The sequence below is a fragment of the Methyloglobulus morosus KoM1 genome (assembly GCF_000496735.2).
GTDB classification, from domain to species: domain Bacteria; phylum Pseudomonadota; class Gammaproteobacteria; order Methylococcales; family Methylomonadaceae; genus Methyloglobulus; species Methyloglobulus morosus.
The window spans coordinates 1-14,975 of the sequence record NZ_AYLO01000102.1 but is presented as its reverse complement, the minus strand read 5'-3'; the positions used below and the strand labels follow the sequence as shown (position 1 = coordinate 14,975).

At 48.5% G+C, this 14,975-nt stretch carries 14 protein-coding genes; 11 read left to right on the top strand and 3 right to left on the bottom strand.

The genetic code is table 11. From position 1 onward, the window contains the following. Positions 1–147: 147 nt before the first annotated feature. The 3 genes from aroC to MGMO_RS13490 all read right to left on the bottom strand — a co-directional run bounded on the left by aroC (position 148) and on the right by MGMO_RS13490 (position 2,789). On the bottom strand, positions 148–1,236 hold the full coding sequence (gene aroC, locus MGMO_RS13500; protein WP_023495613.1) for a chorismate synthase: 1,089 nt from the start codon (positions 1,234–1,236) through the stop codon (positions 148–150). A gap of 14 nt (positions 1,237–1,250) precedes the next feature. After that, on the bottom strand, positions 1,251–2,183 hold the full coding sequence (gene prmB, locus MGMO_RS13495) for a 50S ribosomal protein L3 N(5)-glutamine methyltransferase (RefSeq protein ID WP_036308089.1): 933 nt from the start codon (positions 2,181–2,183) through the stop codon (positions 1,251–1,253). Between the two features lie 180 nt (positions 2,184–2,363). Continuing rightward, positions 2,364–2,789, bottom strand: a complete 426-nt coding sequence (locus MGMO_RS13490) for an ion channel (RefSeq protein WP_023495612.1) — start codon at positions 2,787–2,789, stop codon at positions 2,364–2,366. 245 nt (positions 2,790–3,034) lie between these two features. Between MGMO_RS13490 and MGMO_RS13485 the strand changes: the two genes are divergently transcribed. From MGMO_RS13485 to MGMO_RS13435, 11 genes are all read left to right on the top strand, one after another. Next, a complete protein-coding gene (locus MGMO_RS13485) occupies positions 3,035–4,780 on the top strand; it encodes a carbamoyltransferase family protein (RefSeq protein ID WP_023495611.1) in 1,746 nt (581 codons plus the stop codon). A gap of 3 nt (positions 4,781–4,783) precedes the next feature. Then, positions 4,784–7,003, top strand: coding sequence for an iron-containing redox enzyme family protein (locus tag MGMO_RS13480; protein WP_023495610.1), 2,220 nt, complete (start codon positions 4,784–4,786; stop codon positions 7,001–7,003). Positions 7,004–7,016: 13 nt separating this feature from the next. Beyond that, positions 7,017–8,087, top strand: a complete 1,071-nt coding sequence (locus MGMO_RS13475) for a fatty acid desaturase (RefSeq protein WP_023495609.1) — start codon at positions 7,017–7,019, stop codon at positions 8,085–8,087. A 256-nt stretch (positions 8,088–8,343) separates the two neighbouring features. Further along, the gene (locus MGMO_RS13470) at positions 8,344–9,147 is read left to right on the top strand and encodes a M48 family metallopeptidase (RefSeq protein ID WP_023495608.1); all 804 of its coding nucleotides are present in this window, start codon (positions 8,344–8,346) and stop codon (positions 9,145–9,147) included. Positions 9,148–9,164: 17 nt separating this feature from the next. Then, positions 9,165–10,430 (top strand): succinyldiaminopimelate transaminase, encoded by a 1,266-nt coding sequence (gene dapC, locus MGMO_RS13465; RefSeq protein WP_023495607.1) that lies wholly within the window; start codon positions 9,165–9,167, stop codon positions 10,428–10,430. Positions 10,431–10,441: 11 nt separating this feature from the next. Next, positions 10,442–11,260 (top strand): 2,3,4,5-tetrahydropyridine-2,6-dicarboxylate N-succinyltransferase, encoded by an 819-nt coding sequence (dapD, locus tag MGMO_RS13460; RefSeq protein WP_023495606.1) that lies wholly within the window; start codon positions 10,442–10,444, stop codon positions 11,258–11,260. Between the two features lie 34 nt (positions 11,261–11,294). Next, entirely contained in the window at positions 11,295–11,846 is a 552-nt protein-coding gene (locus tag MGMO_RS13455; RefSeq protein WP_023495605.1) for a hypothetical protein, read from the top strand. A 52-nt stretch (positions 11,847–11,898) separates the two neighbouring features. Then, positions 11,899–12,141, top strand: a complete 243-nt coding sequence (locus MGMO_RS13450) for a hypothetical protein (RefSeq protein ID WP_023495604.1) — start codon at positions 11,899–11,901, stop codon at positions 12,139–12,141. A gap of 2 nt (positions 12,142–12,143) precedes the next feature. After that, positions 12,144–12,488, top strand: a complete 345-nt coding sequence (locus MGMO_RS13445; RefSeq protein ID WP_023495603.1) for an ArsC family reductase — start codon at positions 12,144–12,146, stop codon at positions 12,486–12,488. After that, a complete protein-coding gene (gene dapE, locus MGMO_RS13440) occupies positions 12,485–13,612 on the top strand; it encodes a succinyl-diaminopimelate desuccinylase (protein ID WP_036308086.1) in 1,128 nt (375 codons plus the stop codon). The genes MGMO_RS13445 and dapE overlap by 4 nt, the downstream gene beginning before the upstream one ends. A 169-nt stretch (positions 13,613–13,781) precedes the next feature. Beyond that, the coding region (locus tag MGMO_RS13435) for a hypothetical protein (RefSeq protein WP_036308083.1) at positions 13,782–14,975 on the top strand (1,194 nt) is incomplete at its 3' end.

Sequence of the window (14,975 nt, the reverse complement as noted above, 5' to 3'; positions counted from 1 at the left end):
TTAACTAACTCTGCAAATGCCTCATTTCTGTAGACATGTTCGTTACGATCAAACATTTGCTGCTTCATTCTGGGAAATTACATATATACGAAAACAGATATTAGCACCATAGGGTATGGTGAACAAAGCGAAGCACATCATTAAATATTACCTCAAAACCAGCAACCCCGAATCCACCCCCAAACACTGAGCCCGATGCCGCAAATAATGATCCATGAGGATAATCGCCATCATGGCTTCGGCGATGGGCGTGGCGCGGATGCCGACGCAGGGGTCGTGGCGGCCTTCGGTAATCACTTCGACGGCTTCGCCGCGCGTATTGATGCTACGCCCAGGCAGCCGCAAGCTGGAGGTCGGTTTCAGCGCAATGCTGGCCGTAATAGGCTGGCCACTGGAGATGCCGCCCAGGATGCCGCCCGCATGGTTGCTTAAAAAGCCGTCGGGCGTGATTTCATCCCGAAATTGCGTGCCTTTGGTGTTGATGCAGTCAAAGCCTCCACCGATTTCCACCCCCTTCACTGCATTGATGCTCATCAGGGCATGCGCCAAATCCGCATCCAGGCGGTCGAAAATGGGTTCACCCAAGCCCGGCGGTACGTTGGTGGCGACGACTTCAATGCGTGCACCGATGGATTCGCCTTCTTTACGCAAGGCATCCATGTAGGCTTCCATCTGGGCAACCTTATCGGCATCGGGGCAAAAAAACGGGTTGCTGTCGATGATACTCCAATCGACGGTTTCGATTTTGATCGACCCCAACTGCGATAAATAGCCGCGTATCTCAATTCCGGCAATTTCGCGCAGGTATTTTTTGGCAATCCCGCCCGCTGCTACCCGCATCGCGGTTTCCCGTGCAGACGAACGCCCGCCGCCGCGATAATCCCGAAATCCGTACTTATGCTGATAAGTGTAATCGGCATGACCGGGACGGAAAGTTTCGGCAATTTTGGTGTAATCTTTGGAGCGTTGATCGGTATTTTCGATTAACAAACCGATTGGTGTTCCCGTGGTCTTGCCCTCAAACACGCCGGACAGGATTTTAACTGCATCGGCTTCCCGTCGCTGGGTGGTATGCCTTGAGGTACCGGGTTTCCTGCGGTCGAGGTCATTTTGCAAGTCGTCTTCCGATAAGGCCATTCCCGGCGGACAGCCATCGACGATGCAACCGATCGCAGGGCCGTGGCTTTCGCCAAATGAAGTGACGGCAAACAGTTTTCCTATGGTATTTCCAGACATATCAATACGTTGTGTTAATCGAGGGCGCTTGTAAATTGTTCATGGTATTCATTGACCTGTTCGGCGGTCAGCAAAAATACGCCGTCACCGCCGCGTTCAAAATCCAGCCAGTAAAAAGGGACGTTCGGGAATGTTTCTTGCAGGGTTTCGGCGCTGCTACCCACTTCAACAACCAATATCCCTTGCGGTGTCAAATAATCTTTGGCTTCTGCCAAGATTCGAATAACTAAATCCAACCCAGAATCCCCTGCAACAAATCCGATTTCCGGTTCGGCATGGAACTCCGCAGGAAGCTGTTGCCATTCTTCAATAGCGACATAAGGCGGGTTGCTGACAATGATATCGTAGCGCTCATCCGGCAACTGATCGAACAAATCCGATTGGTACAGCAGCACGTTATCGATAGATGCGTGTTTGTCCACATTGATTTCGGCGACTGCCAGGGCATCGGAAGATACGTCAACCGCATCAACCTCAGCCCCTGGGAAAGCATAGCCACAGGCGATGGCAATGCAGCCGCTGCCCGTACATAAATCCAAAATCCGTTCGACCTGTTCTTCTTCCACCCAGGGCGCAAAGCGTTGTTCGATAAGCTCGGCAATGGGCGAGCGCGGCACTAGCACCCGTTCGTCCACGTAGAACGACAAGCCTGCAAAGATGGATTCATGCGTGAGGTAAGCGGCAGGCTTGCGTTCGCTTATCCGCCTTTCGATAATCGCTACGATAGCTTGCCGCTCTTCTAGGGTTAGCGCCGACTGCAAATAAAACTCGCTTAAGTTATAAGGTAGGCGGAGAACATGTAATACCAACGCAGCGGCTTCATCCAGCGCGGACGCCGTGCCATGCCCGAATACAAGTTTGGCTTCGACAAACCGGCTTGCGCCCCAACGGATGTAATCCCGCAGGGTGGTTAATGACGACAATACGTCTGGCGATTGACTATTCATGATTCAATAAAAGACGGGGGAAATCAGGCTGGCACAGGGTAAATTTTAAACCAAAGGCGAAAAGGATGCCCGAATATTCACTCCCAGCTACGCGTGTCATCGCTCGCCACCATTCCCCCAAGCTGGCCTGATGCTATAACCAGACTGTATGGGTCGTTGAAAGCAGTCGCACTGGGCTTATCATTTGTCCTTCCACAACTTCTGCATCTCCAGGTACATAAAAGAAGCCGTCCAGGCAATCAACAGCAAACCGGTGAGCGCCTCCAAGCCGGTCAAGAACCTTAAATCGCCTGTCGGTTCAATATCACCAATACCTAGGGAAGTATAATTTGTAAATGAATAGTAACTGCAATCCATCAAGCTGTTCTCGGAATTGCCTATTAAGGTGCCGAAATAACCAGACCGTATTTTGAAATAATAAGCAAAGGCAAACATCCAGATTTCGATAATATGCGCGAGCAGTGCCCCAAAAAAGCCGAACAGCACCCGCAACCGGTGTTCAACTTTAAGTTTGGGAATTACCTCGGATAAGATCTTAAGCGCCTCGTAATGGATCAAGACGGCAATAGATACTAGGATGCTGTTGATTATAAAGGTTAAAAACATGATTTAAAGTAGTAAAAACCGTAATGAATAAGCCCACACTAAAGTTATCGGTGCTTGCGATAATTAGCGGTCAGACAATTAATTTGGAAAAGGCAACACAATAATACGACGAATTTCATTTGACAGCATCAAGAATGACCTGCATGAGGTCATCATGCAAATCTAAAAGAAAGCTAGGCTGAAACGCCACAAAACCCTATACTGCAAAATAAAAAAGCTGCAAAAAAGCACAGGGCGAACACGGCATGTCTACCTATCATATAGGGCTATCGGTCACTTACCACGATTCCGCTTTGGCGATAGTCAGTGAAGCGGGTGAAGTCTTGTTTGCCGAGGCGACGGAGCGGTTTTTGCAAAACAAACGCGCGCTTAATTGCGAACCTGACCAGTTATTCCGCATCCCTGAACTGCTGGCCCAGTATTGCCCTAACCCTAAAAAGATCGTAATCGCCAGCAATTGGCGGAAAAAACGCCCGATTTACGAAAATATCGTCAAGAACTTAGGCATTTTATCTGCACCGGGCTTATTGAAAACGGGCATCAGGAAATTACGCTCGCCGCTAACCAATTACCAATTGCACCACATGATGGCCTGCCAGCGGAGCTGCATAGAGCGTGCAGGGTTGAATTTGGTAAGGATTACCCAGGAATATCATCCCCATTGCGAAATCGAATTTAAGGATTACGACCACCACCTAACCCATGCGGCAATCGCTTGTTACGGCAGCCCATTTGAAGAAGCCGTTTGTGCGGTGATAGATTCGTATGGCGAACACGGCGCGATGGCATTTTACCGCTACCGCAACCGAAAGCTTGAACCCATCCACGAGGCCAAAGGCCTAAGCAAAGCCAGCTTAGGTTTGTATTACATGAAAATTACCGAGTTATGCGGGTTTGACTGGCTCAAGGGTGAGGAATGGAAAGTCATGGGCTTGGCCTCTTACGGCAAGCTCAACCAACAACTCTACGACCTGCTCAGCTCCATCATTGTGGTCAACGGCTTTGATTGTATCCATCCTGCCGAAAATTTGTTTAGGCAACTCGCTAAACTGGACGAATTCAAGCAACGCCCCGATACTCCATTGGAAGAATTGGCGGATGTGGCCTATACCGGACAACTTTTCTTTGCCGATTTGGTCACGAAATTACTGAATCACCTGAATGAATTCACCCAATGCGACAAGCTGACTTTGGCGGGCGGTTGTGCCTTGAATTCGTCGTTTAATGGACAGATTTCGCAACGCACCGGCTTCAAGCAAGTTTATATCCCCCCTGCCCCAGCGGATGATGGTTGTGCTTTGGGTGCGGCGTGGTTGGCCTATCATGAAAACCCTCCCCATCAGCAAAAACCGCCGAAACTGCAAACACCTTATACGGGCTCGATAATCAAGGATCATGCCATTGAACGCCTGATTTGCTTTAACCGCTCGCTTAACATACAACACTTACCGGGCAGCATAAGTTCAGAAACTGCGCGCTTACTGGCCGATGGCAAACTGGTCGGTTGGGTGCAAGGCCGCGCTGAATACGGCCCTAGGGCTTTGGGCAACCGTTCCATACTGGCCGACCCACGAGATGCCTTAATGCAGGATCTTATTAACGAAAAGGTCAAGTTCCGGGAAATGTTCCGCCCGTTTGCGCCGTCTATCCTGCATGAACATGCCGATGAATACTTCGAGCATTACCACGAATCACCTTATATGGACAAAACGCTAAGCATCCGCCAAACCATGCGAAGCAAAATCGCTGCAGTCTGCCATGTTGACGGAACTGGGCGACTGCAAACGGTCAAAAGGGAATGGAATCCGCTTTTTTACGAGCTAATCGAACAGTTTTATCGGCTTACCCAAGTGCCTGTATTGCTTAATACCAGCTTTAATATAATGGGCAAACCGTTGGTGCATAGCCTGGAAGATGCGCTGGCTGTGTTCATGACGACGGGACTGGATATCCTGGTGGTCAATGACTATTTAATCTCCAAACCTGGATAAGCGATGAACCAAAATACGTTTAATCTTGTCTTGGCACCGCCCTTAAAACCGTTTTTTTCAAAATCGGCTGTTACTGCGGTTGGGCAGGATTGCCCAAGCGATAGCCGCGACTTGTTGCATAGCTTGGTCCATATCAGCGAGCATTATGCGGCCTTGCCCACTGCATACCGCCTTTTAAAGCGGCAATTGCTAGCCGTAAGTCGAGAATACGAAGCGCATTTCAGCGCAAAATACAGCCCTGCCGCTTTCGCCATGCTGACCAAGCATACCCTTTCGGGACATCCTTATCCGTTGCCCGCTACTGCGTTGAATGCCTGCCTGGTGCAATATGCACCGATTTATTTTACCGAAATGGCCTGGTTGCCAAGCATTGTGCAAACGGCCACCAACCAAACACCCCTAGTTATTGACTTGATGGCGATGTATTTAAGGTTAACCGAAGGCAACCAGGGCATCGCCGCCAGTAGGACAATTTATCACGCCCACTTGCTGGCCAATGGCATTGAGTTGCCTGCCTTGCATACCTTGGCTTTCGTCAAACAACCTGACGTGGGCGATGAAATCTTCGATTTTGCCGCCGTTCAATTGGCGTTGGCACAGTTTCCCCGTGTGCTTTTTCCGGAAATCCTCGGCTTTACCCTGTCTTATTGCCAAACGCCAAGCCTACCGGAACAGTTGTTTCCTGACAATGACGGCGAAATGCCGAATTTTATCACTGCCCGAAGCGGCAGGCGCAAACAAGAAACCACAGCCCTTACGGCGATTATTAAGGCTTATCTAAGCGAATTCAGCCAACAAGCCGATGATTTATGGCAGCGCATACAAACCGGATTCTGGCTGCATCAACAACACATAGCCGCTTGTGATCACCGGATCACTGCACTGTTGCATACCGAGTTATCGCCTCGTCAAGCCGTGGAAAAATTGTTGGCAACGCTGATGCCCAATGCGATTGGGCATCACGGAAAAATCCGACTGGGCAGCAGGACGCTCGACGAATGGTTTAAGGAAACGCCTTTCAAAAGTGCGAATTTCCTTGCCAGCCTGCTGCATTCGCCCTATGTAGACCGGGTGAAACCTGAACACAGTAAATTACTCCAACTGTTTGAATTTAACGGCCCGATGTTTGGTGTGCTGGACGGCAACGGAAAAGCCGTCCTCAAGAATTGGCTGCTATCCGAACTGAATCCTGGCCTGACGCAAAGCAAAAAGCATAAAACGGCCAACTACAAAGTCGGTTTAAAGAGTATTTCCAGCGATACCGCACCCAAACAGGCCATCACGGACAATCAGGTAGAACACGGCGACATCGCACAAGAAAACTACGCCAAACTCAGCAACAGGCAGCTCTACTTCTATCTGGTCAACAGCGATCTGTATCCGGAGGCACTGTCTACTGCGAAAAACAGGGCAACCCGCATCTTGGTTTGGGCAAAAACCTTCAATCGCTTACCTTTCCGCTACTACTCTCACCAAGCTTTTGGGGATTATATAAAGTCGATTTATCGGCACGAAGCCGATAACTATAAGCCATTAAAAAACAAACCTTCGTTGTCCAAAAACGCTTATGTTTGGGGCATCAAGCAATTTGCACCGACCATCTTAACCGACGGCAGTTGGCTACAAGGCGTCCAACAACTTGATTATTATCCTAGCCACAGCGTTGGCGCGTTGTTGCACAAGATTTATCAAGACGAGACGGGCAATGGCATCCTGGCGCAAAACCACCCCCATATTTACCAGGAGCTGCTCACCAGCCTAGGATTAAAATGGCCGCCAATTTCTGACAAGGGCTTTGCCAACCATCCCGGTTTTCTCGACAGCGCATTCGATATTCCCGTGTACCTGATGGCAATCTCCAAGTTCCCCTGCACGCTCCTGCCTGAGTTATTGGGCTTGAACATGGCGATTGAAATCAGCGGCCTGGGCAATATTTACCTACGCCTGTCGGAAGAACTTAAGTTTTGGGGCATTAACCCTGCCATCGTCGATGTCCATACCTCGATAGATAACCTGTCATCAGGGCATTCGGCACTGGCTATCAAGGCGATACAAACCTACCTTGATGAAGTTGCGACGTGTTACGGCGATGCCGTCATGCAGGAACATTGGCGACGTATTTACACGGGCTATTGTTCCTTACAGGCCGCCAGCAAACGCTTTAAGTTTTCACTCATCTGGCAGTACCTGATGAGACGCCCACGCGTTGACAGCACCGGGTAGGGTGAATCTTTCTATGCACCTCCACCGTCATTTCAAAGAATTTAACCATCTACTCTGCTTTATCCTGCCAGTCAGTACGTGTTTGTTCCTGACGACTGGGCCGCACGGTATCGCCAGTGCCTTAGTCTGGACAACCCCATTCTGGCTGGTGTTGCTGGCTGATTGGCTTAGCCCCGATGTTAAGCCTGACACCCGTCCGACCTATCCACAGAAATTCTATGATGGCATCTTATATGCGCTGACGGTTTTGCAATTCGCCAACATCTTCCTGATGCTGGAATATGTAGCCAAGCTGCAATGGGAATCCACCAACGACATCGTCGCCAGCCTGGTAAACCTGGTTATCATCCGGTTTTTGGTGGGCACCAGTTCCGGCACGTCGGGCATCGTCGTCGCCCACGAACTCATCCACCGCTCGCAAGCCAGTTGGCAACTGCTAGGCCGCTTACTGTTATACACCGTGTGCTATGAACACTTCATCATCACCCATAAGCGGGGGCATCATCTTGAGTTAGGGTTGCCCGACGACATCGCCACTGCACGGTTGGGCGAGAGTTTTAAGGATTATTGGCGACGGGTTTATGTGGGTTATTTGCGTTACGCCTGGAAGTCGGAACAGGATCGCCTAGCGCTTGAACCCGAACAATGCGGGCTTGTTTTTTATACACTAAAAAACCAAGTTTTTCAGGGCTTGCTGGTAGAATTGGCCTTATTGTTGTTAATCATCGGCCATTATGGCTGGCTTGCCGCCTTCATGTTCCTTTACCAAGCCGTCTCGGCCGTCCGCATCCTGGAAGCCGTCAATTATTTCCAGCACTGGGGACTTGAAAACGGGCAATTTGGCAAAACTTACGGTTGGGTCAGCCATTCCTTACTCAGCCGTTATGCCTTGATCAGCCTACCACACCATATCGGGCACCATGAAGACGAGAACAAGCATTACCATGAAATAGCCTTTTCTGAACAAGGCCCTATACTGCCTTATGGTTATTTTGTGATGAACCTCTGGGTCAAACTCGACAATGCTTCATACCAAAAAATGGCCATTAAGGCATTGGAATTATTTCATCGTTCACAGAATTGAGCCTCATCCCTGCCATTCTTCATCTACCCCTATTTTTTCACTGCTGTGCTTAATGACGGCAGTTTTTTGCGAGATGTCCAGTGCTTATCGATAGCTTCCCATGGTAGATTTTTTATCCGTTAAATATCTAGCGGGGTATCGTAATGACAGGGCCTAATTTACCGCCCCAAAGAATAATGATTGATACGTTTTTGGGCTTTATAGATTAAATTGCGTTAAAATACCCCAACTTAAGTAAAATCCTGAGCCTTCGTGTATGTTTAAAAAACTATTTTCTATTGCTAATCCCATGTTTTTACTGAGTGCCTGCGCTGCTTTGTTGACCGCATGCGCTACCAGCCCTACCGGAAGAAGCCAATTCATCATGTTACCTGAAACGCAAATAGACCAAATGGGTTTGCAAGCGTTCGACACCTTGAAAAGCGACAAAAAAATCAGCTATAACCCTCAATACAATCAAGCAACCACCTGTATCGCTAATGCCATCACTCAAGTAGTGGGCGGCAGTTGGGAAGTTGTCGTCTTTGAGGATAAAAGCACTAACGCTTTTGCGCTCCCCGGCAATAAAATCGGCGTACATACCGGAATGCTGCAATTGGTCGATAACCAGGAACAGTTGGCCGCAGTCATCGGCCATGAAGTCGGCCATGTTTTGGCAAAACACAGCAATGAAAGGGCATCGCAAGAGATGGCTGTGAACCAAGGCTTGAACATACTGCAAGCCATGACCGTGCCGACCTCTCCATTAGGCCAGCTTGGCTTTGGGCTACTGGGTGTGGGTGCCCAGTACGGCGTTCTCAAACCGTTCAGCCGCACCCAAGAAAGCGAGGCCGATATTATCGGCGTGGATTTAATGGCTAAAGCGGGATTTGACCCTAGGAATAGCATTAACCTGTGGCAAAAAATGGATCAGGCTACCCAAGGGCAGCAACCCGTTGAATTCATGTCTACCCACCCTTCCCATGCCACCCGTGTTAAGGACTTGGAGCAACACATGCCGCAGGCGATGGGCTTATTCCAACAGGCCCAAGGCATGGGCAAACAACCGCACTGCCTTTAAGCACTTTGTATTCGAGCATGAATCCTGGACTGGCGCAGTGCCAGCCCTATCCTTTTGAAAAACTGGCGCAACTGAAACATGGTATTGTTGCGCCAATCGACAAAGCGCATATTGCTTTGTCGATTGGCGAACCCGCACATGCGACACCTGATTTTATCCAGGCTGCCTTATTTGAACATATTAAAGGGCTGGGGACTTATCCCACCACCAAAGGTATCCCTGAGTTAAGGCAGGCGATTGCTGATTGGCTGAGCTTCCGTTTTAAAATTTCAAATGCCGCAATTAATCCCGAAACTCAGGTTTTGCCTGTCAGCGGGACACGTGAAGCGTTGTTTTCTATAGCGCAGTGCGTAGTTGACGCTTCCCAATCCAGCCTTACCCAAAAGCCCATCGTCATTATGCCCAACCCCTTCTACCAGATATACGAAGGCGCGGCATTGTTGGCCGGTGCAGAACCTTATTTTTTAAACACGGTAGCGGCCTTAGGTTATCTGCCCGATTTCGATTCCGTACCCGAAACAATTTGGCGGCGCTGCCAGTTAATTTTTATTTGCTCACCGGGCAATCCCAGTGGCGCGGTCATGCCGCCAGCAGACCAGGAAAAGTTGATTCGTCTGTCTGAACAATACGGCTTCATCATCGCCTCGGATGAATGTTACAGTGAACTCTATGATGACGAAGAAAATCCGCCCATCGGTTTATTGCAAACCGCTTACGCGATGGGCAATACGACTTTCAAGCGTTGCCTGGTTTTCCATAGCTTATCCAAGCGCTCTAATGCGCCCGGCTTGCGTTCCGGTTTTGTTGCGGGTGACGCGGATATTTTGCGTTCTTATTTCCAATACCGCACTTATCAAGGTTGCGCGATGCCCCTGCCCACACAACAAGCGAGTCTCCTGGCTTGGCAGGATGAAGCCCATGTTATCGAAAATCGCAAATTGTACCGTGCCAAATTCACTGCTTTTATCGACATCCTGAGCGATGTCTGCGATATTAGCAAACCGAAAGCCAGTTTTTATGTCTGGCTAAAAACAACTTTACCCGGCGACCCCCAAGGATGGAGGAAATACGGCAAGTTGCCTGGAGCAACTGCCGACACCGTATTTGCCCAACAGCTTTTCGCCAAGGAGAACGTCACGGTCTTGCCGGGCAGCTATTTGTCACGTGAAGCACATGGCATCAACCCTGGCGCTTATCATGTGCGGATTGCCTTGGTCGCTCCTTTGGCCGACTGTATCGAAGCCGCGCATCGAATCAAAAATTTCATCAACACCCTAAACTAAAAGCGACAACCATGACTGAGCTAGAAAACACCATCAACAACGCATTTGAACAACGCGCCGACATCACACCAACCAGCGCCAGCGCAGAAGTCCGCAATGCCGTAAACGAAGCACTGAGCTTACTCGATACCGGAAAAGCCCGCGTCGCGGAAAAAATCAACGGCGATTGGGTAACGAACCAGTGGCTGAAAAAAGCCGTACTACTGTCCTTCCGCATCAACGAAAACCGCCTGATGGACGGCGGCAATACCAAGTATTACGACAAGGTCGATTGCAAATACGCCAGTTATTCGGAGGAAGACTTCGCGAAAGCGGGTGTGCGCGTAGTACCGAACGCGGTGGTACGAAAAGGCTCATACATCGCACCCGGTGCAATCCTGATGCCGTCTTATGTCAATATCGGCGCGTATGTGGATAGCGGCACCATGGTGGACACCTGGGTAACGGTCGGTTCTTGCGCCCAAATCGGCAAGAACGTCCATCTTTCCGGCGGTGTCGGTATCGGCGGCGTGTTGGAGCCCGTACAAGCCAATCCCACCATCATCGGCGACAACTGCTTCATCGGCGCACGTTCGGAAATCGTCGAAGGCGTGATTGTCGAAGACGGCTGTGTGATCTCGATGGGCGTATATATCGGCCAAAGCACAAAAATCTTCAACCGTATGACGGGCGAAGTCACTTATGGCCGCATCCCCGCAGGCTCAGTCGTGGTCTCCGGCAACCTACCTTCTTCCGACGGCAAATACAGCCTGTATTGTGCAGTAATCATCAAGCAAGTTGATGAGCGGACGCGCAGCAAAACGGGGATTAATGAGTTGTTAAGAGACTGAAATTTAAGTTAGTTTTTTTGAAAAGAGGGTTAAAATGGAAATAACAGCAGATCATATTACAGCGTTTGCAACTGTTATAGGAGTTGCCTTAGTCTTAAAACAGCTTAGCAACGACTCAAAATGGAAAAAAACCGAAACTGCTAAATCTTTAATTAAAGAAATGATGGATGACTCTAGGGCAAGAAATGCAAGACGTATGATTGATTGGACATATGGTAGATTATTCGATATTAACCAAAACGATAATGGAAAAACTGAACCTTTCCCAATCTCTCGCCAAGAAATCTATGAAGCACTTGATAAGCTTGGGGTTGAGTCTTCAGACCCTTTGGATTCAAAAACAATTTTTGTTAGAGATTGTTTTGATCGATTTTTTTATTTTATGGGCGTATTTGAACATTACATTTTTCGCAAGCTTGTTGATTTTGAGGATGTCAGATATCCAATGGAATATTACGTTAAATATCTCAAAAGCTCTAATCCAAACCAACAAGATTATGACGAGAGTCACTTTAAATACTTCGAAAAGTATATAACTAGGTACAATTATAAATACGCCCAAGACTTCATCAATCGTTTTGAGTAACTTAGAAACTGTAAATATCATCCATTTTTTCTATCTCTTAGTAATTCATCCTATGAACCAAAACCTAAGCAACAATGCCATCATTTACGCGACCCTCGCCCTGAACAGCGAAATCGCCCTACAACAAGAGTACTTGGACTCGGACGATGTCCCTAAAGACGAGCGGGAGAATGAGGAAGGCATCCTTGATGACTTACAGCAAGCCTTTATGGAGTTTGTCGATATTTACAAAACCCGCTGCAAGGCCGACAAAGAACTGCCCGACATAGACGAATTGCTGAACAGCCAGTTGTAAGCATGATCGTGCTTTATGGCATAAAAAACTGCGATACCGTCAAAAAAGCACGGACGTGGCTGGACAACAACGGCATCGGCTATCGGTTTCACGATTATCGTGTTGATGGGCTTACACCGGAGCAACTTCAACATTTTGCTGCCGGCCTGGGCTGGAACGTCATGCTTAACCGCAGCAGCACCAGTTGGCGACAGTTAAGCGCCGACCAACAAGCCGATCTCACGGAAGACAAGGCTTTACAGCTTATGTTGGAAACGCCGACGTTGATTAAACGCCCGATATTGGATACGGGTAATGAACTGTTAATCGGTTTTAAGCCCGACCTTTACCAAGCCAAGTTAGCATGAGCAACGCCCTGGAACTTCTCGAAGACCTTGTCCGTCGCCCTTCGCTCACACCCAAAGACGAAGGCTGCCAGGATGTGTTGGTAGATCGGTTAAGGCCATTCGATTTTATTGAAGAACGCCTGGATTTCGCCGATACGCAAAACCTTTGGCTGAGACGGGGCACCGCCAAACCGTTATTCGTGTTCCTAGGCCATACCGATGTCGTTCCTACTGGGCCTTTGGATGCGTGGCTTTCGCCGCCGTTTGAACCTACGATCCGTGATGGCAAGCTGTACGGTCGTGGCGCAGCGGACATGAAAGGCGGTATTGCCGCTTTTGTGACCGCTGTCGAACGCTTTGTCGCCAATCACCCTAACCATAAAGGCTCGATTGCCGTACTGATGACCAGCGACGAAGAAGGCATTGCCACGAATGGCGTGGTCAAAGTTGTGGAAGTATTGGAAGCCCGCAACGAAAAAATCGACTGGTGCCTAGTCGGCGAGCCGTCCAGTGACCTTAAGATCGGTGATGTTATCCGGGTCGGGCGGCGCGGGTCGTTGAACGGCAAACTGACCGTCAAAGGTATCCAAGGCCATGTCGCTTATCCCGAACTGGCCGAAAACCCCATCCATACCTTTGCCCCTGCGCTGAAGGAATTGACCGAAGAAGCCTGGGATGCAGGCAACCACAATTTCCCGCCGACCAGTTTGCAGGTTTCCAATATCCATGCCGGAGCGGGTGCAGAAAACATCATCCCAGGCCATGTGGAAGTGCAATTTAACCTGCGTTTTTCCACTGAATTGGATGAAGGCATCATCAAGCGACGCACACATGCCATCTTGGATAAATACGGCTTCAAGTACGACATTGCCTGGCGCTTATCGGGCAATCCGTTTTTGACGACAGGCGGCGAACTGATAACCGCCGCCCATGCCGCCGTCAAGGCAATCACGGGCTATGAACCTAAATACGACACGGGCGGCGGCACTTCAGACGGTCGTTTTATTGCCCCTACGGGCGCACAAGTCATTGAATTAGGGCCGATTAATGAAAGCATCCATAAGATCAACGAGCATATTGATTTAAACGACCTTGAAGTGCTGTCTGCTATATATGAACAAATGCTTATCAATTTATTGGCTTAGAACCGTAGAGGCTTTGGTGTATTGCGCCTAATGATAGGGTATACATGCGGTTCAATACGACTCATGCCGAATAACACGAAATAATAGAGGTATGCACCGTACGTGATTTGCATTTTTTATAGTGCATGAAGACAATTGAATCCCATGAATTTCATATTTAAGGAATTTTATGTTTATTAAGCAAGGCATTAGTGTTGGAAATTTGCTTTTGGATTTGGCAAATTATCGGATTATTAAGCAGGGCAATCAGAAGGCGACCCGGGATGCAATCATTGCTGAACAAGGCCGAAAATTGGTCAAGTTAGCCGAAGACATTATCGCCAATGGTCTAAACCCGTTTGACTTGCCGATGGTAATTGATGCCGAGGATGGCAACCAGAACTATATCGTTGTAGAAGGTAACCGCCGTTTGACTGCCATTAATCTTATGCTAGAACCAGAGCTTGCGAAAGACACCGTAATTTATAGTGCATTTTCTAAGCTCAGTAAGAACCATTCAGACGCAATACCGAAAGTATTGGATTGCGTGATTGCACCAAACAAAGAGTCCGCCCTGGTCTGGATAAATCGAAAACACGCCAATGGTCTTGAGGGCGCAGGCACTGAACATTGGTCATCAATGGCTAAAGCGCGCGCAGATGCGGAACAAGGCATTCCACGCCCCGATCTGGATGTTATCAATTTTGTGCTAGCCCATGATGATATAGACGAGAATGTCCGCCACCACTTGGAAGGTGCTAAATTCAATATCACCACACTAGAGCGGTTGGTTACAACCAAGGAATTGCAAGATGCCGCAGGATTTACGCTTAAAAGCGGCAAACTGGTTGCCAAAACTGAACCTAGTTGGTTAAAGGCTGTTTTAACCGATCTCGTTACGACGATAGCGAACGGAAAACGTGCCGGAAATAAATTCACTGAGCGGGATATTGACGCGCAAGACAAGCGTGAAAAGTTTATTGCGTCACTTCTTAACGATCATCCTAAACAAACCAAAGCAACTGAAGAGTGGACGGTTTCGGGCAATCCTAAAACCACCCCTAGCAAACTGACCACCAAACCACCCGGTACAAGGGGAACATTGTCTACCGAAGAGCAGAAGAATTTGATACCAAAAAAATTCAAGCTTAATTTACCAAGCGGCAAGGTTAACGATATTTTTATCGAATTAAAGAATTTGGATGTAGTGACTTACCGACATGCTGTCTCTGTACTATTTCGAGTCTTTGTCGAGCTATCAATTCAACGGCACATTGATCTACATAACATTCAATTACCGAAGGATGGCAACAACAAAATTATAGATAAATTGTCCCTTCGGCTCGAAAAGGTAAAACAGGACATTAAAGACAAGGGGCTTGTG